16 protein-coding genes and 1 other RNA gene are annotated in these 21182 nt (G+C 67.7%); 9 read left to right on the forward strand and 8 right to left on the reverse strand.

The window, feature by feature from the left end; all coding sequences use genetic code 11:
• Positions 1-30: 30 nt before the first annotated feature.
• Positions 31-2589: a homocysteine S-methyltransferase family protein gene (locus KEG57_RS22245; RefSeq protein WP_272458786.1), complete on the reverse strand. Its 2559-nt coding sequence runs from the start codon at positions 2587-2589 to the stop codon at positions 31-33.
• Between the two features lie 9 nt (positions 2590-2598).
• Positions 2599-3306: a hypothetical protein gene (locus KEG57_RS22250; protein WP_272421052.1), complete on the reverse strand. Its 708-nt coding sequence runs from the start codon at positions 3304-3306 to the stop codon at positions 2599-2601.
• A 152-nt stretch (positions 3307-3458) separates the two neighbouring features.
• Here KEG57_RS22250 and erpA point away from each other — a divergent pair, with 152 nt between their 5' ends.
• The 5 genes from erpA (at position 3459) to KEG57_RS22275 (ending at position 6466) form a co-directional block, all read left to right on the forward strand.
• Positions 3459-3785 (forward strand): iron-sulfur cluster insertion protein ErpA, encoded by a 327-nt coding sequence (erpA, locus tag KEG57_RS22255; RefSeq protein WP_272421053.1) that lies wholly within the window; start codon positions 3459-3461, stop codon positions 3783-3785.
• Between the two features lie 395 nt (positions 3786-4180).
• Positions 4181-5032 carry a sigma-70 family RNA polymerase sigma factor gene (locus KEG57_RS22260; protein ID WP_136931464.1) on the forward strand — a complete coding sequence of 284 codons (852 nt, stop codon included), beginning with the start codon at positions 4181-4183 and terminating at the stop codon, positions 5030-5032.
• A gap of 39 nt (positions 5033-5071) precedes the next feature.
• Positions 5072-5434 carry a hypothetical protein gene (locus KEG57_RS22265; RefSeq protein WP_272421054.1) on the forward strand — a complete coding sequence of 121 codons (363 nt, stop codon included), beginning with the start codon at positions 5072-5074 and terminating at the stop codon, positions 5432-5434.
• Complete coding sequence (locus KEG57_RS22270; RefSeq protein WP_272421055.1) at positions 5403-5726, forward strand: four helix bundle protein; 324 nt, start codon at positions 5403-5405, stop codon at positions 5724-5726. Before KEG57_RS22265 ends, KEG57_RS22270 begins: the two co-directional genes overlap by 32 nt.
• A gap of 200 nt (positions 5727-5926) precedes the next feature.
• Positions 5927-6466 carry an RNA polymerase sigma factor gene (locus KEG57_RS22275; RefSeq protein ID WP_272421056.1) on the forward strand — a complete coding sequence of 180 codons (540 nt, stop codon included), beginning with the start codon at positions 5927-5929 and terminating at the stop codon, positions 6464-6466.
• A 146-nt stretch (positions 6467-6612) separates the two neighbouring features.
• Here the strand turns inward: KEG57_RS22275 and KEG57_RS22280 are convergent, their stop codons facing one another.
• The 3 genes from KEG57_RS22280 to KEG57_RS22290 form a co-directional block, all read right to left on the reverse strand.
• The gene (locus KEG57_RS22280) at positions 6613-7119 is read right to left on the reverse strand and encodes a hypothetical protein (RefSeq protein WP_272421057.1); all 507 of its coding nucleotides are present in this window, start codon (positions 7117-7119) and stop codon (positions 6613-6615) included.
• A gap of 84 nt (positions 7120-7203) precedes the next feature.
• On the reverse strand, positions 7204-7413 hold the full coding sequence (locus KEG57_RS22285; RefSeq protein WP_272421058.1) for a sigma factor-like helix-turn-helix DNA-binding protein: 210 nt from the start codon (positions 7411-7413) through the stop codon (positions 7204-7206).
• 477 nt (positions 7414-7890) lie between these two features.
• Complete coding sequence (locus tag KEG57_RS22290; protein WP_272421059.1) at positions 7891-9078, reverse strand: HNH/ENDO VII family nuclease; 1188 nt, start codon at positions 9076-9078, stop codon at positions 7891-7893.
• 831 nt (positions 9079-9909) lie between these two features.
• Between KEG57_RS22290 and KEG57_RS22295 the strand changes: the two genes are divergently transcribed.
• Positions 9910-10689, forward strand: a complete 780-nt coding sequence (locus KEG57_RS22295; RefSeq protein WP_272421060.1) for a hypothetical protein — start codon at positions 9910-9912, stop codon at positions 10687-10689.
• A 165-nt stretch (positions 10690-10854) separates the two neighbouring features.
• Here the strand turns inward: KEG57_RS22295 and KEG57_RS22300 are convergent, their stop codons facing one another.
• Positions 10855-12675: a hypothetical protein gene (locus KEG57_RS22300; protein WP_272421061.1), complete on the reverse strand. Its 1821-nt coding sequence runs from the start codon at positions 12673-12675 to the stop codon at positions 10855-10857.
• A 54-nt stretch (positions 12676-12729) separates the two neighbouring features.
• Here KEG57_RS22300 and KEG57_RS22305 point away from each other — a divergent pair, with 54 nt between their 5' ends.
• The 3 genes from KEG57_RS22305 (at position 12730) to KEG57_RS22315 (ending at position 16155) form a co-directional block, all read left to right on the forward strand.
• The gene (locus KEG57_RS22305; protein ID WP_272421062.1) at positions 12730-13866 is read left to right on the forward strand and encodes a hypothetical protein; all 1137 of its coding nucleotides are present in this window, start codon (positions 12730-12732) and stop codon (positions 13864-13866) included.
• 45 nt (positions 13867-13911) lie between these two features.
• Positions 13912-14319: RNase P RNA component class A (rnpB, locus tag KEG57_RS22310), an RNA gene on the forward strand.
• 186 nt (positions 14320-14505) lie between these two features.
• A complete protein-coding gene (locus tag KEG57_RS22315) occupies positions 14506-16155 on the forward strand; it encodes a hybrid sensor histidine kinase/response regulator (RefSeq protein ID WP_272421063.1) in 1650 nt (549 codons plus the stop codon).
• Between the two features lie 50 nt (positions 16156-16205).
• Here KEG57_RS22315 and KEG57_RS22320 read toward each other — a convergent pair whose 3' ends face one another.
• Positions 16206-17717, reverse strand: coding sequence for an SBBP repeat-containing protein (locus KEG57_RS22320; protein ID WP_272421064.1), 1512 nt, complete (start codon positions 17715-17717; stop codon positions 16206-16208).
• A 516-nt stretch (positions 17718-18233) separates the two neighbouring features.
• Positions 18234-21104, reverse strand: a complete 2871-nt coding sequence (gene fdhF / locus KEG57_RS22325) for a formate dehydrogenase subunit alpha (RefSeq protein WP_272421065.1) — start codon at positions 21102-21104, stop codon at positions 18234-18236.
• Between the last annotated feature and the right edge of the window lie 78 nt (positions 21105-21182).

The following is a 21182-nucleotide window of genomic DNA, read 5'->3' on the forward strand; positions in this document are numbered from 1 at the left end:
GAGACGTGCTCGTCTGCCGAGCGCAATGCGTTACGGCGCGGGCGAGCGCGGCTCCTGCGTGGCGGGCTTGTCCGACGCATCCCGCGGGAACCGCTCCTTGTGCGTCGCGAGCATCCGTTCGGCGATCGCGACCACGTCGCCTACGTCCTTGCCGTATCCATCGGCGCGGATCTCCTCGGCGAACGAGGGCGTCGTCACGGCGCCGCCGATCATCACCACGTGCGGCAGCCCCTGGCCTCGCACGGCGTCGATGACGTCCTTCATGCGCATCATCGTCGTCGTCATCAGCGCGGACAGGCCGATGATCTGCGCCTTGTGCTCGCGCGCGGCGGCGAGGATGTCCTCGAGCGGCACGTTGCGGCCGAGATCGTGCACGTCGAAGCCGAAGTTCCGGAGCATCAGCCCCACGATGTTCTTGCCGATGTCGTGGATGTCGCCCTTCACCGTGGCGAGGATGACCGTGCCCTTCTTCTCGACGTTGCCCGACGCTTCGAGCAGCGGCATCAGCACGGCGACGCCGGCCTTCATCGCGTCGGCGCTGGCGATGAGGTGCGGGATGAACTTCTTGCCCGTGCCGAACAGATCACCGAGGTGCCGGATCGCCGGCGTGAGCACGTTCAGGAAGATGTCGAAGGGATCCAGGCCCTCCGCGAGCCCGCGCTTCACGAGCCCGGGCACGCCGTCCTTGTCGCCCTCGACGACCGCGTCCCAGAGAAGGTCGCGTGTCCCCTTCGCCTTGCCCGCGCCCGCTTCGCCCTTCGGCTCGTCGCCGCCCGGCGTCGCCACGTTGAGGAGCTGACCCGCCTTCGCCGCGTCGAGCATCGCCTGATCACGCTTCCTCTGCGCTTCGAGCGGCACGGCCATGTCGATGTAGCGCCGGCAGCCCGCGTCCCTTCCTGCGAACAGGCTCGCCGCGGCCACGGTCTCCTTGAGCAGAGGATCGACCGCGTTGCAGATCGCGCTGTCGAGCCCCGCCGCGATCGCCTGCGCGAGGAACGTGTTGTGCACGGTCTTCCGCAGCGGGATGCCGAACGAGACGTTGGACAACCCCAGCGTCGTCGCGCATCCGAGCTCGGTCGTGATGATGCGGATCGTCTCGATCGTCTGCGCCGCGGACGCGGGTGCCGCGCTCACCGGGATCGAGATGCAGTCGAAGACCACCCACTCCTTGGGGATCCCGTGCTCCTCGCACATCCGCAGGATCTTCTCGGCGTTGCGCACGCGATCGATCGCGCGCTCGGGGATCTCGCTCTCGGCGCACATACCGATCACGGCGCAGCCATAACGCTTGATGATCGGAAGTAAGAAGTCCGCCTTCTCGCGCACCGGATCGACGCTGTTCACGAGCGGCCGGCCCGGGAACGCCCGGATACCACGCTCGAGCGCGTGCACGTTCGCCGAGTCCACGACGAGCGGCAGATCCGTCACGTTCTGCACGGCGAGCACGGCCTTCTCCAGCATCGCCGCCTCGTCCACGAGCGGCACGCCGACGTTCACGTCGAGCGCCATCGCTCCGCCCTCGGCCTGCGCCCGCGCGTCTTGCACGATGAGGTCCGTCCGGCCCTCGCGGATCGCCTGCGAGAACACCTTCCGCCCCGTCGGGTTGATCCGCTCGCCGATCGTCACGAACGGCGCGCCCTTCCCGATCCGGAGGCTCCGGCTCCGCGACGTGATCCACGTCCCCGGCAAGCGGCTTGTCGCCGCGTGCGGCTTGTGCCCGACCTCCGAGGCGATCATGCGGATGTACTCGGGCGTCGTGCCGCAGCAGCCGCCCACGATCGCCGCGCCGCGATCCACGAACTGCTTCGCGAACGGCGCCATCTGATCGGCCGTCTGCGGGAAGACCGTGCGGCCGTGCCGCATCACCGGCAGGCCCGCGTTCGGCTGCACCGAAAGCGGCAGTGACGTCGCGCGCGCCATGCGCCCCACGACCTCCAGCATGTCCTCCGGCCCGACCGAGCAGTTCACGCCGATCACGTCGGCGCCGCAGGCTTCGAGCACGATCGCCGCCGTCTCTGGATCCGTGCCCGTGTCCGTCAATCCGCGCACCGTGTACGTCATGTGCGCGATCACGGGGACCGTCCGCGAGACGTCGCGCACGCCGATGAGCGCCGCCTTCATCTCGACGAGGTCGAACATCGTCTCGATCGCGATCACGTCGACGCCCGCGTCCACGAGCGCGCGTGCTTGCTCCGCGAAGATCTCGACGGCCTCTTCGAACGGCAGCTCTCCGCCCGGTTGCAGCGTCGTCCCGCTCGGGCCGATGTCGCCCGCGACGAGCGCGCGCTTATCCCCGATCGCGCGCCGCGCGTTCTGCACGGCCGCCGCGTTGATCTCGCGCACGCGGTCCGACGCGCCGTACTCGCCGAGCCGGAGCCGCGAGGCCCCGAACGTGTTCGTCAGGAGGATGTCCGCGCCGGCGTTCACGTACTCGCGGTGCACGGCGACGATCGCGTCGGGCTCCTCCACGTTCCAGAGGTCCGGCGCGTATCCGTCGGGAAGCCCGCGCGCCTGCAAGAACGCGCCCATCGAGCCATCGAGGATCAGCACCTCGCTGCGCAGCCGCCTCGCGAATTCCTGACGATTCACGCGGTCTCCTTAGCTCGATTTCGAGCCGGTGACGACCGGATCCCCCTCGTTTTCCAGCGCTCCCCCGTCCTCCCGCGGTACGAACGCCACCACCGTCGTCACGGATTTCCGGGGCCAGAGGCTCATCGCCTCGTTTGCCGTCACGCCGATCCGCGAAGCCTCCACGAACTGGCAAAGCGCGCCTTGTGCCTCGATCGGATAGCCTTCATACCCCGGCCGATACCGCGAAAGCCGCGCGAGCCCGGCCCGCGCGAGATCCGATGCGATCCGCGCCTCCACGGCCCGCGACGCACGGTCCACGAGGAACGTCCCCAGCGCGTCGAGGAACCACGCCTCGGCCGGCTCGCCGCGCCGTGCGAGCTCATCCAGCGCCTCGTCCCATCGCTCCCCGAGCGTGACCGCCAGGAACCCGACCTCACGCGCGCCCGCAAACCGCCTCGCGAGCACGGACGAACGCAGAAGCCCCGGCGGCGCCCCGCACGTCACGACCTCGTCCTCGCGGATCTCCTCGACTTCCGCCGTTCGAAACACCCCTTCGAACGAGGCCATCGCGAGCGCGCGGCCGTACGCGAGCCGAATTGCCTCCTGCACCCCGCGCTCCTCGATGTCGGTGATCCGCGTCGCGTGCGGCACGCGGAGGGCGCGCAGCACCTCGCGCTCGTCCGGCGCCTCGAGCCCGCTCCGCATCGTGATCACGCCGTGACGTAGCAGCCGCATGGCGTTTTGTTCCGTAGCGTCATCTACCACTGGCAAGTGCGCGGGAGGTTGCCTATCTTAGGGAGCGTCTGGGAGCCGCCGGCCTCTGCGCGGCCTCTGTGACGCAACAACCGGCGTCCATGGCTCCTCCGGACGAGGCTACGAGGAGGACTATGTCTATCAGCATCACGCCTAAAGCGGCCGAGAAGGTCGTCGAGATTGCGACGGCCGAGGACCTCATCGGGCAGGGCCTGCGTCTGCGTGTCATCGGCGGTGGTTGCGCCGGCTTCTCCTACGATCTCTACTTCGAGGACAAGCCGACCGACCTCGACGAGACCTTCGAGGACAAGGGCATCAAGCTCTACGTCGACCCCCTGAGCTATCAGTACCTCGACGGTACGGAGATCGATTACGTGGAAGGCCTCCACGGCTCGGGTTTCAAATTCTCGAACCCGAACGTGAAGAGCACCTGCGGCTGCGGCTCTTCGTTCAACGCCTAGCACGCTCCCTGAGCCCGCCCGAGGCGCTCCCACGCGCCTCGCCGTCCGCTCTCCCGCGGACGGCAAAAGACACGAAAATCCCTTCGATTTCCGGTTTTCTGCGTTCTCCGGTCCCTCGGAGATCGCCCCCGTTGCGCCCGTTCCGGTCGCACAGCGTGCAGCCACGCCGCACCCATGGTCCTTTCTCTCTGGGGCCATGTCACCCCGTGAGCCAGGGGCGTGCCACACGTTGGCCACCTTCAAACGAATCGCGGGCGGCGTGAGTCATGCAGGGAGTCGGTCCGTCGGGGCCGACGTCCTCGAAGGCCCCTCAAACGGCGTCCACGGCGGGTAGGCCCGAGCGACGACGGTGCGCCTCACTGGAAATCGCACCTTTCATGAGAATGAGGGAAGACGTGCAGACCTCTCGAGACCAAAGCAGCGCGGTTTCTCGGTATATCGCGCACGTTCGGCAAATTCCGGAGCTCTCGCGCGAGGAGGAGGTCGAGCTCGCCCGTGCTTTCCGGGATCGGGGAGACGAGCGCGCGGCCGCACGGCTGGCGCTCGCCAACCTGCGGCATGTCGTGTCCATCGCGATCAGCTACCGGCGTTATGGCATTCCTCTCGCCGATCTCATCGCCGAGGGGAACTTCGGGATCGTACACGCGATCCGCAAGTACGACCCGGATCGCGGCAATCGGTTCGTCACGTATGCGGCATACTGGATCCGTGCGTACATCCTGAACCACGTGATTCATTCGTGGAGCCTCGTCGGCGTCGGATCCGGCCCGCTCCGGTCGAAGATGTTTTTCCGTCTCCGCCGCGAGCGCGCGCGTATCGCAGGGCTCGTGGGCGAGGGCGAAGCGGGGGACAAGCTCCTCGCCGAGAAGTTCGGCGCCCCCGCGGAGAAGGTCGTCGAGATGGCCCGGCGGCTCGAAGCCCGAGACGTCTCGCTCGATACGAAGGTGTTCGAGGACGGCGCGCGCTCGCTCGTCGATACGCTCGTCGCCGAGGACCAGGATCAAGAGGAGCGATTCTCACGCGCCGAGGAGGGAGCGCTCCTGCGCGAGCGGCTCGAGCAGGCGGTGCAGAATCTCGATCCGCGGGAGCGATACATCGTAGAGACGCGCATGATGGCCGATCCGGAGGAGGAGCTGTCGCTCGCCGAGATTGGCAGGCGCCTCGGCGTGTCGCGCGAGCGCGCGCGCCAGCTCGAGGCCCGCGCCAAGCGGAAGCTGCGCGACCGGCTGCACCCGCTGGCGGCTTGATTCTCTTTGGCCGAGGGGGACGCACAGCGTCCCCCTGGCGTGCTGCTGCTGCTGCTGCTGCTGCTGCTGCTGCTGCTGCTGCTGCTGCCGCTGCCGCTGCCGCTGCCGCTGCCGCTGCTGCTGCTGCTGCTGCCGCTGCTGCTGCTGCCTCCGGAACGCTCGTCCTTTCTTCTCGTCCGGGGAGGTCGATTGTGCCCGCGTGCTCGGAAGGCGAAAGGCCGAGCCGTGCTCGCCGTGCTCGCCGTGCTCGCTTCGCTGCGCGCGGCTCCGCGCGGCTGCGCGCGGTGCGAGGCTTCGCCTCGCAGCCTTTCGCCTTCCTCCGCGCGCGGGCCGGGGTTCGGGGTCCCCGGTCGGGGATACGGAGGAAACGATGGCGCTCAGGATTTATGGCGTGGCGATTGAAATGCTCAGGCTGTTGCGGCCGGTGATTCAGAGGATCGGGACGAAGGATCCGAATCTCGGGGACCAGTTGCGGCGGGCGGCGGCGAGTGTGCCGCTGAACCTGAGCGAGGGCGCGTATTCACAGGGAAGGAACGAACGGGCCCGGTGGCATACGGCCATGGGTTCGGCGGCGGAGGTCCGCGCGTGCCTGGACGTGGCGGAAGCACTCGGATACGTGAACACTCTGAACGAAGAACTACGCAGCAAGCTGGACCATGTCATCGGCACCCTGCATCGCCTGACCCGGCGTTAATGGCCCCGGCGTGCCGCCCTCCGTTGGGCGGCACGCCTTCCAGCAGCAGCAGCAGCGGCAGCGGTTCTTTCAAGACGAACCATTGCCGTTTTTTCGTTGCCTTCTCCGATAACTCGTGAGACAAAGCAAGCGACGCCAGCCGGTGCTGACATCACCGACCGGCGTCTCCCCACAACCCCGCGATACCCGGAGTCATGAGTATGGCAACGATACCGTTCCATCCGCCGCCGGCAAACTTTACGGCGGCACACGCCCTCCTTGGGCGGCTTTACCTCGAACATCGCGATTTCCTGCGCCGCCTTCTTCTGGTCCAGGCCATCCCTTCCAGCGACGTCGAGGATGTGGTGCAAGAGGTCTTCCTCACGGCCTGGCGACGCCTCGAATGTCTTGTCACGCCCGAGCAGGCTCGCCCGTGGCTCCTGGTGATCGGGCTGAACCATGCCCGCAATCATCGAAATCTGGCGCGTTGCGAGCGGGAGGTCCTGGCAGGGCTCGCGGATGACCTTCCCGAGCAGGAAGTCGCTGCGCCGATGGAAATGCTTTTGCAGGCGACGTACGGGATGTTCCGGCTCAAGCGGTTCCTCTTGAGAATCGGGCCGCGCATCCGGGCCGTGGTGGTGCCTTACCTGGAGGGTCGTTCCATCCGGGAGATCGCCGAAGCGCTCGGCATCAAGACGAAGACCGCCTTCGCCCGCCTGCACCTCGCCCGGGAGCACCTGAAAAGGCTCGCGCTCGCCTGACCCGCCCGCCTACGCGCCTCTGACGGTCGTGGTCGTGCCGGTCGCCCCTGCGTTTGGCGCGGCGGACGACCGGCACGACGCTCGACACGAGGAGGGCCTGGGCTCCGTCGACAGACGGTCCGCTACCAGGTCACGGGCTGCCCACTTCAGTCGACGAGCTGTCCTCCGGCGTCGACCCACGCCTGGGCATCCGCGCCGATGTACTCGACATACTTCGAGTCACGCCGCTTCAACGACTTCTTGATGGTCGTATGCACCATCTTGGCCCACTTCCGGAACGCCTCGCTCTTCTCCTCCCACCCGCCATCCGGACCATAAAACCCCTCGACGTAGTACACGCGCCCCCGCCGCAGGATCTTCCCGTCGAAGAAGCAGCCGGTGAACTCGAGCACGGGCGAAAAAAGATCCTCCACAGTCCAATACCCCTGCGTTTTCACGTGGCGCATTACGATCTTGTCGAGGTCCTCGGGCCGCGCGAGGTACTTGCCGTACCACGGGTTGTCGTCCTCGGAGAAGTTCAGCGAGTCCACGACGCGTGGCGACGCCGTGGGTGAGTCATCGAGAAGGATGATGAAGTCCGTCTTCTCCCGAAGCCGCCGCTCGAGGTCCGCCTTGTCCTTTGGCGTGAGGTAGAAGGATGACTGATGTCCCATGGATCTCCTCACTTCTCCTTGTTGTAGGGATGGAACGTCGGCCGCTCACCCTTCGCGCGCTCCACGTCGTCGAGCGCCTTCCGTTCACGCGCCACGGGCTGCCCGTCCTTCCTTTGTTTCCCGACTTGGTGGTACTCGACGGGCGCGCTGCATGTTCGTGCGCGCCGCGAGGAGCCTCGATTTTACGGTGCCGAGCGGGATCCCGAGCAACTCGGCCGCCTCCGAGCACGAGCACTCGGCGAGGTCGACGAGGACGAGCACGGCGAGCTGCTCCGGCGAAAGCGTCTTCAGCATGATCGGGCGAGATGTTTGGATCGAAGGAATCGACCGGCTCGCGTCGATTTTCGTCCTCCGGCGGGAAACGATGCCGTGGCGGCTTATCGGCTAGGCATACGTTCTTCCAACGGGATGGCGAGCGGCCCGGGTTGCGCTGCGAGACGCGACCAACCCGGCTTCGAACCGCGCTCGATTCGAGCCCATAGTATGCCATCGATACTTACTTCAACCCCCGCGTCGAACCATGCACACTGGACAGCAGACTGCGGGGTCAACCGACGCACCTTCTCGGATTTGCAGTAGTCCCTCGGATTGAGGAAGGGCATCGGACTGGGGTCCTCCCAATTCACCGTGTCAGGTGGATCCATGACATTGTAAAGCCATACATCGCCCACGACCTCCTCGTCTTCAAGGAGGTATGCGTACGCCACTCGATTGTCATCATCCAAGACGACTGCAAGGCTTCCATCCGGATGATCGAACCGCAAGAGAACCTCATTGCTTTTTGCCGTCGAATCGCCCACGGTCGTGCTCCTTCGTCCAGTACCGCCGCTGCTGCTCTTTCCAGGCCTTTCTATCAATTTTGCTGGGCTCTTGCCCGGTATTCGAGTGATTTTCCGAGAAGTTCCCTTTGCCACGGTGCTCGGTGCGAGTCATTTCGTCCAGAGGGCTATCCGGTTTCTGCCCGCGGTGATGCAACTCAACCGGATGCCCATCGCTTCCTGTTGGTGCCTTTCCACGTTTTGCCGGCGGCGTTTTGAGCTCATCGTTAGGAATTCTCCTGCCCTCCGGAACAACCGTACCGCCTCCACTTCCCGCCGTCTTCCCTCCGCTCGACCCCGCCTGCCCCGCCGCCGCGCCGTTCGGCTTCGAGACCGGCTTCGTCGTCGTCTTGACCGTCGTCGTCTTCGGCGCCGGCTGCGGCGAACTCGCTCCCCCACCGCTGCCACTCCCCGTTGACAACGACTGCCCGTTGTTCGTCTCGGCGGGCTTCTTTTTGGACTTCGGAACGAAGTTCGGATGGCGGGCATGGCAAAGCCCCTGGAGGCACTCCCTGGCTCGGTCTTCCGCGAGCGCGGAGGCCTCCACCCGGCTGAGTCCCCAGTCCTCATACGCCTGCGCCGCGCTCGCCGGCAACTCCCTCGGCTTGGCCGGCTCGGGCCCCTGGCCGGGGCAAGGCTCGGCCGCGGGCGGCCGTTTGTCCGCGACAGCCTGCTCCGCGCAGCGCCACTTGACGAGCACCCTCGTGCAAGCACCTGCGCCCGTCCCGCTCCGTCTCCGCGTCTGACCCGGCTCCCGATACGCCGTGCACCGCTCTTGCCCTGGCGTCCTCGCGATCGGTCGCGACAGCGGCTTCGGCCGCTCCGCCTTCTTGCCCTCGTCCTTCTTCTCTTCGGCTTCTTTGGCCTTCTCCGTCGCCGCGGCGACGCGAGGCTTTGGCGGGGTCCTCGCCGGGCATTCGAGCGTGTTGTACGGAATCGGTAAAAGCCTCGCGCTCGCGGCAGGCGCGTCCAGGTCGAAAACATAGGTGGGGCTGCCATTGCCTCTCGCGCGGTCCACCTCCCGGACCCCGAAGAAGGGCGTGCCGTCGGGGGTGAGCCCCCAGATTCGCTTGTCTTTCGGTACGTTCGGCGGACGTACGCAGACGTGGACGACGTTCGGCGCCTCGAAGATCCGGGCCATCGTGGGATCGCGCGCAGAGGCGCACCCGGACAGAACGAGCGACAGCGCAACGAGCGCGGCGATGAACCCAACGGCCAAAGAATGGCGATGACGACGTGACGCATTACACGTCCGGCCGATCGGACGAGCCGAGGGAAGCCAGGCCATGGAAGGACCCTTCCGTTCCCGCAGGCCACACCAATCCACCCCCGTGGCTTTATGCGCGGGCCCGCGTTGTTCCTGACGATCCTTGTGCACGGCGAGTGCTGACCTGCGCAACGAGATTCGCAGGTAGGTGGGACATACCCTGTCAGGGAGTATGGTTGGCCAACAGGGGCACGACGAGCACGGCCAGCCACGGGCGCCCAGCAGGTTGCGCCGTCAGGCGCCGCAGCGCCTCAGCGGGTATTCCACGTCCCCTGTGGCATACCCACGCAGGTCCAGAGCTGCCTCTGCGAACCGCGCGCAATGCCGCGCGCGGTCGAGCCATGCCGTCTCCCAGGTCCACGCGCCGGCTCGTCGACTTCACGCGGGTGTTCTTCGGATTCAGGCGACCGGTTCACGAAACACACGCGTCCCTTCGAGAGCCGCAGGCGCTCCCTCGTGAACCTCAGGCGTGCCAGCGTGGGGCGAAAGCCGGTCGGACCCGAGGTCCACGTGACCGGGTCGTGAACCTCAGCCAATCCCGACCGAACCCCACACGCTCCCTCGCGAACCTCACGCGCCGCCGCGTGACCTCCATGGCGTCCCCAGGTCAACCGCACGCGCTCCGTGGCCAACTCCACGCGCTGTGACGCTGGACACGCACGCGAACGCTCCTGTAGCGTGCCCCATCCAACAGGAGAACATCCCATGGCGCTCGACTTGACGACGATTTCTCCCGAAGCGCGCGCGGTATTCATCAAGGACGGCGAGCGGTGGAGCTCCGAGGACACGCTCGAACAGGCCAATCAGACGTTGAATGCCTACAAGACCCACGGGCCGAAGCTCGCCGCGTCCGGCTTCGCGCCGGATGACGCCGCCGAGCTCTCGGACGCGCGGGACTTGCTCATCCAGGCGGGCGTGGGGCGCGAGGTCAAGCGGACGAACAAGATGCTCGACACCGCCGCGCACGCGACGGCCATGCGGGACGGGCAGGGCGTGCGATTGCGCGCACGGTCGGTGCTCGCCGGGGCGAAACGCGTGCTCTTGGTCGCCGGTCATACCGAAGCCGTCCAGAGAATCGAGGTTCTGCTCGAACGCGAGTCCGCGGCCGCCGAGGACGCCGAAGGGCTGGCCAAGCAGCTCGATGCCCTGTGCGCCGTCCTGAAGGAGCCTGCGGTCGCGGAGGCCGCCCAGAAGCGCGGCGGCGCGCAAGCGGCCCTCGATCTCGAAGTGAAGGCGACGGCGCTCCGTGTCGCGGCCAAGGCCAAGGCAGAGCCGAAGGGGACCCCTGTCGAGACCGAGACGCTGGATCTCATCGACGGGCTCATCGTGAGCCTCGCGCGGACGGCGCGCGAGGCGGCCGAGGCGGCGGCGCGGGAGCTCGGCGAGCCCGCCATCGCCACGGCGTTCGAGCTCTCGGCGTTGTACAAACGGCGCGGCAAGAAGAAGGCGGACGAGCCGAACGGTGGTGGACCGCAGGGCAGCTAGTGTCCTGGAGCGGAAGTCCGCTGCAAAAGGCGGACGCGCCTCACCCCCGGCCCCTCTCCCTCCGGGAGAGGGGTGACAGACGGCGTTTCTCCCCTCTCCCGGAGGGAGAGGCGATGGGGGTGAGGGAATCGTTCTTCGACGAACTTCGGTCCCAGGACACCAGCCCTATTCGAGGATCGTCGTGTCGGCGAACTGCGACGCGGACGCGAGCGCGTCGTATTGCGCGCGGTCCAGCCCGTTCTCCGCGAGCGACAACAACGCGAGGTGGGTGAGGTGGGAGGCCGCCGCGAGGGCGCGGACGCCGTCGTCCCCGAACCGGGTGCGCGACAGGTCGAGAACCACGAGGCCCGCGAGATGTGGCGCCTCGGCGAGGAGACGGACCCCCTCGTCGCCCAAGTCGTTCTGCGCGAGCTCGAGCGTCGAGAGCTCGGTCAGGTGCGTCGCCGACGCGAGCGCCTGCGCGCTCTCCTCGCTGAGCTGGTTGTGCTGCAGACCGAGCTTCTGTAGCGAAGCGAGCTGCGTCGCAGCGAGGAGCGCTCGCGCGCCCTCGTCGTGGAGCTCGTTGTCTGTGAGATCGAGCTCCGTGAGCCGCGCGAGGTGTCGCGCCCCGGCGAGGGCCTGCGCGCCTTCGGGCCCAAGGGCGTTGAGGCGCAGGATGAGCTGCTCCAATCGCGCCAGGTGGCTCGCGCGCGCGAGGGCACGCACACCATCGGGTCCCACCGCGTTGCACGCGAGATTGAGTCGGGTCAGCGCGGCAAAGGTCGGCGCGGAGACGATCGCGCGCGTACCCTCGGAGCCCAGCTGCGTGCCGCCGAGCTCGAGCACCCGCAGGTGTTCGAGCTGCGTGGCTTCCGCGAGCGCCTTGCCGCCAGCGCTCCCCAGCGAATTGCCGTTGAGCCCGAGGTGACGGAGCTGCGCAAAGGACCGCTCCGCGGCGACTGCGCGAACGCCCTCGGCGTCGATGGCGTTGTTGCCGAGGTCGAGGCGTCGAAGCGACGCGAACTGCGGTGCGCTCGCCAGCGCGCGCAGCCCTTCCGAGCGGATGCCGCAGTACCAGAGCTTCAGTTCTTCGAGGCGGCTCCGCGGCGTGGCCTGCGCGAGCGCCTGCGCGCCTTCCGGTCCGAACTTGTTCAGCGATAGATCCAGATGCCGCAGCGACGCGAGACCCGGGGACGCCGCGAGCGCACGCACGCCCTCGCTCGTCATCTTCACGTCGGTCAGAGACAGCGCTTCGAGCTGCGTCAGACCGTCTGCGGCTGCGATGGCGCGCACGCCGTCGTCGCCGAAGGGATTGTTGTCGAGCGTGAGGGACCGAAGCCGCGCGCCCATCGGAGACGACACCAGCGCCTGCACGTCCTCCGCGGCGAGATCGCATCGATCGAGGGTCAGGCGCTCGAGCGCCGTGAAGGGGCCGCCTGCTGCCAGGCGCTTCACCCAGTCGCTGCGCAGGTCCATCTGCGTCAGCGAGAGGCTCCGGAGTCGGACCAGCGAGCTCGCGTGCTCTAGCAGCATCTCGCTGACGTCGCGCGACAAGTCGTGGCCGCCGCCGTGGATCGTGAGCGAGCGAAGATGTCGCATCGCGGGATGCGACAGCGCGTCGGCGAGGCTCGCGGGGTCCTGACCCAGCAGCATCAGGTCTTGGATCGGCGCGCCGCGCTCCCACGCGTCCGCCACCTCGAGCACCCGCTCCGCAGTCAGCGCCACCAGATCGACGAAGCCCCGTCGAAATACGCACTCGGACCTGCGCAGTCCGAGCGGCGCACGAAAGGTGCCGCCGTGCGCCGCGAGTAGCTCGCGCTCACGCCGCTCCCAGCGCGCGCGTTCGGGATGCGACGACCAGGGATCGAGGCGCGCGAGCGCGCATTGCACTTCGATGAACTCTCCTCGCGGATCTCCTTCCGACCGAAGCCGCGCGGCGTGCGCGAGGCGCGTGGTGTCGCTGGTGTCGTCGGCACGGATCGCGGCGATTTCTGCAGCGGTGAGCATGGGGCGTTTTCGTGTACAGGAGGGGCTCGCGGGTGGCAAACTGCGCGGGACGTGATGACCGAGCCGGACCGTTCGACATTGCTGCGCGCGCTGGAGGTGGTGGAGGGCGTGGGCTCGCCGCGCGAGGCGTGGTCGCGCCTCACGGAGGCGGGGCTTTTGGGCCCGAAGCCCGCGTGGGTCGCGCGGCGGATGTTTACGCCCGCGTGGCGGCGCACGATCAGCGAGTACTGCGAGTCGCCTGCGCTCGACGAGGTGCCTCAGACCCTGCACGCGTGCCTGTCGCTCGCGGCCTCGTCGCAGGGGTTCGCCACGGCCGAGGCGCTCGCGCAGGAGGTCGCCGTGCGCTGGCCGCGCTGGGTGGAGGAGGGCGTGCGCGAGCCGTGGACGCTGGTGTGGCAGGTGGCGCCCGAGGGGTCGCTCGAGGACGCCGGCGAGATCGAGGGGGGCTGGTTCGAGGCGCTCGCCAGGGCGCTGTTCCTTCACGCGCCCGACGCGCCCGCGCGGGACAACGCGCCGCCGCCGCGCCCCGCGACGTTCGAGGCGCTGCGCGCGCAGCACCGGGAGCTCGCGGGCGTCTTGCGGAGGAATATGCAGGCCGCGAGCAGCGTGAAGCTCCCGGCGTGCCCGCTCGACCCGGCGGAAGAGCTCGCGGCGCGCGGGTACGCGCTCGGCGATGTGTGGTTGCACGGGGACTGGGACGGGCCGACGATCGTGCTGCTCGCGCCGAGCATCCCGGAGATCCCCGCGGTGACCGAGGCCGAGCGGCGCTACCTGTGGTCGCGGTGCAGGTGCCCGACGCCCATGGTGGACGCGCTGGCCGCGACGAGCGCGCGGGCCGAGCTGGCGGAGGCGCTGCTCGCGCTGTCGCGCTCGATCCCGTGGAGGGAGCTCTACGTGGAGGGCGTGCGCAGCCCCTTCAGCCGTCACAAGGAGCCGAGCGCCGAGGAGCGCGCCCTGGGCGAGCGCATCGCGGACGAGAGTGTGAGCGAGCTGCGGTGGATCGCGACGCTGCTGCAGAGCCCCGACGAGGGCGCGACCTCCGAGTTTCAAGAGTTCTGGGACAACCTGCACGCGGGCGCCGTGCAGGAGACCGAGCTCGCGTCCCGCTTCTGTAAAGCGCTGCGGGAGCGCTGGCCTGCGCCGCCCGCCACGGCGACGTGCGACGCGCTGCGGCCGTACGTGACGCTCTGACGACATCTCGACTTCCGGATCGGGGGGCGTTATCTTCGCCGTGTCGCAGCGGAGCAGGTGATCGCCGGCGGGTTTCCGCGGGAGGAAAGTCCGAGCTCCGCAGGGCAGGGTGCCGGGTAACGCCCGGTGAGGGTGACCTCGAGGAGAGTGCAACAGAGAGAAACCGCCGGCTCGAAGGTGCCCTCGTGGTGCTCGTCCAGTCGGTAAGGGTGAAACGGTGGGGTAAGAGCCCACCGCACCTCCGGTAACGGAGGTGGCTAGGCAAACCCCACCCGGTGCAAGGCCGTGTAGGGAGGCGATGGGACCGCAAGGTCCCGAGAGGACGGCCCGTCCGATGCCTCCGGGTTGGCTGCTGGAGGCACGTAGCAATGCGTGCCCTAGAGGAATGATCGCCGACGCTCTCGGGGGTGACCCCGGAGCGAGACAGAACTCGGCTTATGAGCCGCTGCGACCGAGGGGCTCCGATCGAACGATCGGGGCCTCTTGCTTTTTGTCGCCCCGCACGAAGCGAGCGATATCAGCCGCCGCGAGCGGGCTCATCCGTCCATGGTTTTTCAGGGCATGACAGGGACGTCCTCGCCTGGCGTGGCCTCGCTCGTATGTTACGTTGCAGCACCCCAATCGTTATCCATTCGCTCAATGCAGGAAATCATCACCCCCGAAGCGCCCCCCGCGCGATCCACGTTCGCCGTGATCTGGCCGTGGTTGCTCGCGGTCTCCACAGCCATGGTCTCGGTCGCGATCAGCGCAATGCTGATCCGGCCGCTCGGCGGCCTGTTCCTCTTCGGGCCGATCGGGATCCTCGCGCTGCTCGCGCTCGTCGTGGGGTTTCTTCCGAGCCTCGTTTCGCTCGCCGTCTCCGCGGTCGGCTTCGGATTCCTCTCGTTCGCGATGGCGTCGGGGAACGCCCATTCGGATTTCGTATTCACATACCTATCCAGGCTCGTCGTGTTTTTCGTGACCGGCGTGGTCGTGATTCTCGTCATGGGCTCGGAGCGCAGGTTGCGGCAACGTGCGCAGGCCGAGCGTCTGCTCGCCGAGCGCTCCAGGCTGGAGGCCGAGCGGGCCGCCGCGGCGGCTCGGGCGTCGCTCGCGGCGCTCCACGAGAGCGAGGAGCGCCATCGCGCTCTCGCCGAGGCGCTGCGGGAGGCCGATCGTCGCAAAGACGAGTTTCTGGCCATGCTTTCCCACGAGCTCAGAAACCCATTGGCTCCGGTCCGCAACAGCCTCTACGTGCTCGGCCGCGCGGCGCCGGGGAGCGAGCAGGCGAAGCGCGCCGAGCGCGTGATCGAGCGGCAGATCGTCCACATGACGCGGCTCATCGACGATCTGCTCGACGTGACGCGGATCTCACGCGGTAAAATCCTCCTCCAGCACGGGCCGATCGAGCTCTGCGAGCTCGTCTATCGCGCCGCCGAGGATCACCGCTCGGTCTTCGAACAGGGCGGGGTGACGCTCGGCGTGGAAGTGCCGGTCCGGCCCGTCTGGGTGAACGGCGACGGGACGCGGCTCGCGCAGGTCGTCGGCAATTTGCTGCACAATGCGGCCAAGTTCACGGATCGCGGCGGGCGGGTGCACGTCACGGTCTCGCGCGCGGAGCCGGCGCGGGCGTGCATTTCCGTGAGCGACAACGGCGCCGGCATTGCGGCGGAGATGTTGCCGAAGCTGTTCGATGCGTTCACGCAGGCCGACCGGACGATCACGCGGAGCCGCGGGGGGCTCGGCCTCGGCCTCTCGCTGGTCAAGGGCCTGGTGGAGCTGCACGGCGGTGACGTGCGCGCCGAGAGCGACGGCCCGGGCCGGGGCGCCACGTTCACGATCGAGCTGCCCGTGGGGGAGCCTGTGGCCTCGAACGGCGCGGCGAGCGTGAGCCGCGAGCCGCACCGCTGCAGCCGCATCCTGGTCATCGAGGACAACCACGACGCCGCCGCGAGCCTGGCCGAGGCGCTCGCGCTCGGGCAGCGCAACGTGCGGGTGGAGGTCGCCCACTCCGGCTCCGAGGGAATCGCGAAGGCGCGGATTTTCGATCCCGAGGTGATTTTGTGTGATCTCGGTTTGCCCGGGATGAATGGCTACGAGGTCGCGCGGGCGCTCCGGGCGGATTCTGCGCACCGGGACAGGATCCTCATCGCGCTCACGGGGTACGCCTCGCCCGAGGATCGGAAGCGCTCGCGCGCGGCGGGCTTCGATCGGCATCTCGCGAAGCCGCTGGACCTCAAAACGCTGGATCGGCTCCTCGCGGAGCTCTGTGGTCCCGCCCGGCCCCCCGAGCGTGTCTCCGCGGCGTAGAGCATCGACCGGTTCGATGCTCCAGGCGCGTCTGCTACATCGTTGGAGCGTCAGGGGCCCAGGAACTTCGTGAGAACGCCGTACCCGTAGCCGGAGTAGCTCGGCTGCGCGGCGTTATAGACGGGGAAATCCGTGGAGGTCGTGTGACCAGCCACGAAGGCGTTTCCATGACCATCGACGGCGATGCCGAACAGATAATCGATGCCGCTCCCGCCCAGATACGTCGCGTACGCCGCCGCCGATCCCGAAGTATTCAGCTCCATCAAGAATCCGTCGAAGGTGCCGTGGTGAGACGTCTGAAGCGCATTCGCCGTCACTGGGAAGCTGGTCGATTCCGCCACCCCCGTGACGTACGCCTTTCCGCTGCTGCTCACGGCGATGCTGGGGAAGTCGTACCCGGTCTCGCCGCTCCCCACCCAGGTGGAGTACAAAAGGGCGCTGCCAGGCTCGTTGACCTTCGTCACGAATACGTCTATTTCATGGGCAGGTCCGCTCTTGGCGCTGCGGAACGCGCCCGGCGTCGTGGGGAAGTTGGTGGACCACGACGTTCCAACCACGTACGCATTGTAAGCGCTGTCCACCGCGATTCCGACCCCGGAGTCGCCGTAGCTGCCTCCGATCAGGGTCGAATAATAAGGCGCCGACCCGTTCGGGATCAGCTCGGTGACGAAAACATCATAACCCCACCAGGGGTCACCGGGGTTCCTCTGATATGCGCCGGGCGTCGTCGGGAAGGGGAGGCCGGCGACGTTCGGTAGAGGGGTCGTGCTCCCGACGACGTAGGCATAACCGGCCGCATCGACGGCGATGTCCATGGCGGCGTCGGAGCCGCTCCCTCCGAGGTACGTCGAGTACACGAGGCTCGAGCCCGACGCATTCAGCTTCGTGACGAATGCATCCGAGTCCCCGTGGTGTGCTTGCTGCATTGCCCCTGGCGTCACGGGGAAATCGACCGAACGCGTCTCGCCCGTCACGTAAGCATTTCCCGCGGAATCCACGGCGATTCCGTTCGGCTGGTCATCACCGCTACCGCCGAACCGGCTGTAGTAGGCGAGCGCATTGCCCGCGGCATTGAGCTTCGCGACGAGGATCGTCTGCGTCGGGCCGTACGAATCGGTCTTCGCGAGCACGTACACGCATCCCGCTTTGTCCACCGCGACATCCCGGACATCCTCCCAGCCCTCGCCGCCGAAGGTCGCCGTCCACAAGGGCACGCCGCTGGCGCTGTATTTGGCTACGAAGATATCCTGGTTATTCTGACCCGCCACGTACACGTTCCCCGCCGGGTCAACCGCCGGCTTGGTGCGCCAGTCTTCTCCCGTTCCTCCGACGAACGTCGAGAAACCCAGCGAGGTGAGCGCCTCCGTCGCCTCGGCGACGTTCTCCTCTTCGCCCACCACGTCGGAGCCGCCGCTCACCTCGACCTCCTCCCACTCTTCGACGACCATCTCGTCCACGGGCGCGCAACCCATCGCCGGCGCGAGGCAGGCCAAACAGAGCCCCGCAGCCGTCCATCGGCCCGTCGTCATCATCGCTTTGCCCAAGGTATGCGCAGGATTCATCGTGTGCCTCCCGTTGTCGGAGGCAGCATTGGCAGGAACCGGGCCAACGCTCGGGAAGCGGAAATAGGGGGTAAAAGCTCGAGCGGGTTTGGCCGTGGAGGGCGGCTGACGCGTCAATCCCGCGCGGGTGACGTCAACGGGACCGCTGACGCGTCAGCTCATGTGGTCTCATCTCAAAGCCGCTTCGCTGGGGCGTTGCCCCAGGCCCCACCAGGGGCTATCCGCCCCTGGACCCGGGGCCTGCGCAAGCGCTGGACCCGGGGTCGATGAACTGCGCGATGCGCAGTTCATCGAACAGGCCAAGGCAAGACCAAGACAGCGACGCTGGCATCACGGTCCGTGCGTGAGACGCACCTCGACAGTCTTGCCACCGGCCTGTGGAAGAACCGCGCATCGCGCGGTTCTTCCAACCCGAGTCCAGGGCTTGCCCTGGTTCGGGTCGAGGGGCGAACAGCCCCCGCGGGGTCCGGGGCAGCGCCCCGGCGCGGCGGCCCCAGCCCAAGAAGAGACCAATGCTCAGGCAGGCAGCCCCGTGGGTGGCAAGGCCTCCGCCGCGTCGCCGGAGGGGCGCGAGAGGCGGACCGCGCAGAACTTGAATTCGGGGATCTTTCCGAACGGATCGATCGCGTCGATCGTGAGCACGTTGGCGGCGGCCTCGCGGAAATGGAACGCGATGAAGACGCTGCCGACGCCGACCTTCGTGCTCGATCGCGCGACGAGTTCGATCGAGCCGCGGCGCGAGGTGACACGGACGCGTTCGCCCGGACGAACCCCGAGGCGGGCGAGGTCCTCGGGGTGCACCTCGACGAAGGCTTCGGGGGCGATGGCGTCGAGGGCGTAGGAGCGCCGGGTCATGGTGCCCGTGTGCCAGTGTTCGAGCAGGCGGCCCGTGTTGAGGACGAACGGATACTCGGCGTCGGGCGTCTCGCGGGCCGGCGTGTATTCGCAGGGCACGAGCTTTCCGCGGCCGTCGGGGGTTGGGAAGCCGTCGTCGAAGAGGATCTGGACGCCGTCCTTGGCCGCACGATCCGGTGCGGGCCAGAGGCGGCCGGCCTTGCCGAGGATGTCGTAATCGAGGTTCTGGTAGGCGTCCGTGAGCGAGGTGAACTCGTCGAAGATGTCGGAGGCCTTCGTATAGGGCATGGGATAACCCATGCGGTTCGAGATCTCGCAGACGATCTGCCAATCGAGCCGCGCGTCGCCCGGCGGTTTCAGGGCGGGGCGGCCGATCTGGACGCGGCGATCGGTGTTCGTGTACGTCCCGAGTTTTTCGAGGTAACTCGTGGCCGGGAGGATCACGTCGGCGAACTCGGCCGTCTCGGTGAGGAAGATGTCCTGCACGACGAGGAAATCGAGCTTCGCGAGGGCTTTTTTGACCTTGTTGACGTTGGGATCCGAGAGGAACGGGTTTTCGCCCATGCAATAGAGGGCCTTGAGCTTGTCTTCGAGCGCGGCGGTCGTGATTTCGGTGACCGTGAGGCCCGGTTTCGGATCGAGCGGGACGCCCCAGGCGCTTTCGAATTTGGCGCGGATGGCCGGGTCGGCGACGCGCTGGTAATCGGGGTACATCATGGGGATGAGGCCGGCGTCGCTCGCGCCCTGGACGTTGTTTTGCCCGCGCAAGGGGTGCAGGCCCGTGCCGGGCCGGCCGACGTTGCCCGTGACGAGGCAAAGCGAGATGAGGCAACGCGCGTTGTCCGTGCCGTGCGTGTGCTGCGAGATGCCCATGCCCCAGAACGTAATCGCCGCCCGCGCAGAGCCGTACGCCCGCGCGATCTCGCGGATGAGATCCGGCGCGACGCCGCAGATCTCGCTCGCGACCTCGGGGCTGTAACGCGCCACGGTTTCCTTCAGGGCCTCGAAGCCGGTCGTGTGGTTTTCGACGTAATCGGCGCGGTACAGGCCTTCGGCGAGGAGGACGTGGAGGAGGCCATTGTAGAATGCGACGTCGGTGCCGTTGCGAATGCGGGCGTAACGCCAGGCGTATTGCGCGACGTCGGGGCGGCGCGGGTCGACGACGATGAGCTTCGTGCCGCGGGCCGCGGCCTGCTTGAAGAAGGACGAGGCGACCGGGTGGTTCGCCGTGGTGTTCGTGCCCGCGAGCAGCGCGACGTCGGCCTCGGCGATGCCGGCGAACGTGTTCGTGACGGCGCCCGAGCCGATCGTCTCGAGCAACGCGGCCACGCTCGACGCATGGCAGAGGCGGGTGCAATGGTCGACGTTGTTCGTGCCGAAGACGGCGCGCACGAGCTTCTGGAAGACGTACGCCTCCTCGATCGAGCATTTCGCCGAGCCGAAGCCGGCCATCGCCGCGGGGCCATGCGTATCCCGCGCCTCGCGGAGGCGGGTCGCCACGAGGTCGAGCGCTTCGTCCCAGCTCGCCTCGCGGAAGGCAGGCAGGACGTCCTCGTACCGCACGAGGTGCCCTTTTCGGCGCCCGCCGCGCGCTTCCTGTGCGTTGGGCGACGCATCCGAGAGCGAGCCTTTCGGATACCGCACGCGGATGAGCGGCTTCTGGAGCCGCTGCGGGTGCATGGCGTAATCGTAGCCATACCGACCCTTCACGCAGAGCCGCTCGTGGTTCGCCTCGCCGTCGCGGCCGTCGACGTACACGATGCGGTTCGCCTCCTCGTCGACGTTGTACGTGAGCGCGCAGCCCACGCCGCAATAGGGACAAACGCTGTCGACCTGCTTCAAATGCACGCGCGGCGCGAGCGGGGCGCTCACGGGCTTGTTGACGAGCGCGCCCGTGGGACACACCGCCATACATTCCCCGCACGAGACGCACGTGCTCTCGCCCATCGGGCGATCGAGGTCGAAACCGATCCGCGCACCATACCCCTTGCCCGTCCGGCCGATGACGTCGTTGTGCTGGATCTCGTCGCAGCCGCGGACGCATCGATCGCAGAGGATGCAGGCGTCGTGGTGGACGGAAATGACCTTCGAGGATTTGTCCTCGCCGCGGGCATGGCCGTGGGGCAAGCGGCTGCCATCCACGCCGTAGCGGCGGGCGAGCGCGTAAAGCTCATTTCCCCCGGTGGTGCTCTCCTTGGGGCAAACCTCGGGCTGGTCGCTCATGAGCAGCTCGACGAGGACCTTGCGCTGGCGTTCGACGCGCGGTGACGCCGTCGCGACTTTCATGTTCGGCTCGCAAGGCCGTACGCACGAAGCCGCGAGCGTCCGGCCGCCGACGTCGACGACGCAAAGACGACAGACGCCGACGGGGCGGAGGCGCTCGTCGTGGCAGAGGACCGGGATGTCGATGCCGAGGGCCTTCGCCGCTTCCCAGATCGTGGTGCCCTCGGGGACGGTGACGCTCTGTCCGTCGATCGTGAGCGTGACGGTGCGCGGGGACGTGGCCGTATCCGGTGCCGCGGGCGCTTGCATGCGGCGGATTGTGGCACGAGGAGGCCCGGACAGAAGTCGGGGAAATGCATCGGCTCGCCGCGTCAAAGGCGCGCGAGC

Source organism: Polyangium jinanense, from assembly GCF_028435365.1.

What these genes read in the sequence shown, in the direction of transcription:
- KEG57_RS22250 (WP_272421052.1), bottom strand. Translation starts at nt 3,306, where the DNA reads ATGCGGCTGCTACGTCACGGCGTGATCACGATGCGGAGCGGGCTCGAG.
- erpA (WP_272421053.1), top strand. Translation starts at nt 3,459, where the DNA reads ATGTCTATCAGCATCACGCCTAAAGCGGCCGAGAAGGTCGTCGAGATT.
- KEG57_RS22270 (WP_272421055.1), top strand. Translation starts at nt 5,403, where the DNA reads ATGGCGCTCAGGATTTATGGCGTGGCGATTGAAATGCTCAGGCTGTTG.
- KEG57_RS22275 (WP_272421056.1), top strand. Translation starts at nt 5,927, where the DNA reads ATGGCAACGATACCGTTCCATCCGCCGCCGGCAAACTTTACGGCGGCA.
- KEG57_RS22280 (WP_272421057.1), bottom strand. Translation starts at nt 7,119, where the DNA reads ATGGGACATCAGTCATCCTTCTACCTCACGCCAAAGGACAAGGCGGAC.
- KEG57_RS22285 (WP_272421058.1), bottom strand. Translation starts at nt 7,413, where the DNA reads ATGCTGAAGACGCTTTCGCCGGAGCAGCTCGCCGTGCTCGTCCTCGTC.
- KEG57_RS22290 (WP_272421059.1), bottom strand. Translation starts at nt 9,078, where the DNA reads ATGGCCCGGATCTTCGAGGCGCCGAACGTCGTCCACGTCTGCGTACGT.
- KEG57_RS22295 (WP_272421060.1), top strand. Translation starts at nt 9,910, where the DNA reads ATGGCGCTCGACTTGACGACGATTTCTCCCGAAGCGCGCGCGGTATTC.
- KEG57_RS22300 (WP_272421061.1), bottom strand. Translation starts at nt 12,675, where the DNA reads ATGCTCACCGCTGCAGAAATCGCCGCGATCCGTGCCGACGACACCAGC.
- KEG57_RS22305 (WP_272421062.1), top strand. Translation starts at nt 12,730, where the DNA reads ATGACCGAGCCGGACCGTTCGACATTGCTGCGCGCGCTGGAGGTGGTG.
- KEG57_RS22315 (WP_272421063.1), top strand. Translation starts at nt 14,506, where the DNA reads ATGCAGGAAATCATCACCCCCGAAGCGCCCCCCGCGCGATCCACGTTC.
- KEG57_RS22320 (WP_272421064.1), bottom strand. Translation starts at nt 17,717, where the DNA reads ATGAATCCTGCGCATACCTTGGGCAAAGCGATGATGACGACGGGCCGA.
- fdhF (WP_272421065.1), bottom strand. Translation starts at nt 21,104, where the DNA reads ATGCAAGCGCCCGCGGCACCGGATACGGCCACGTCCCCGCGCACCGTC.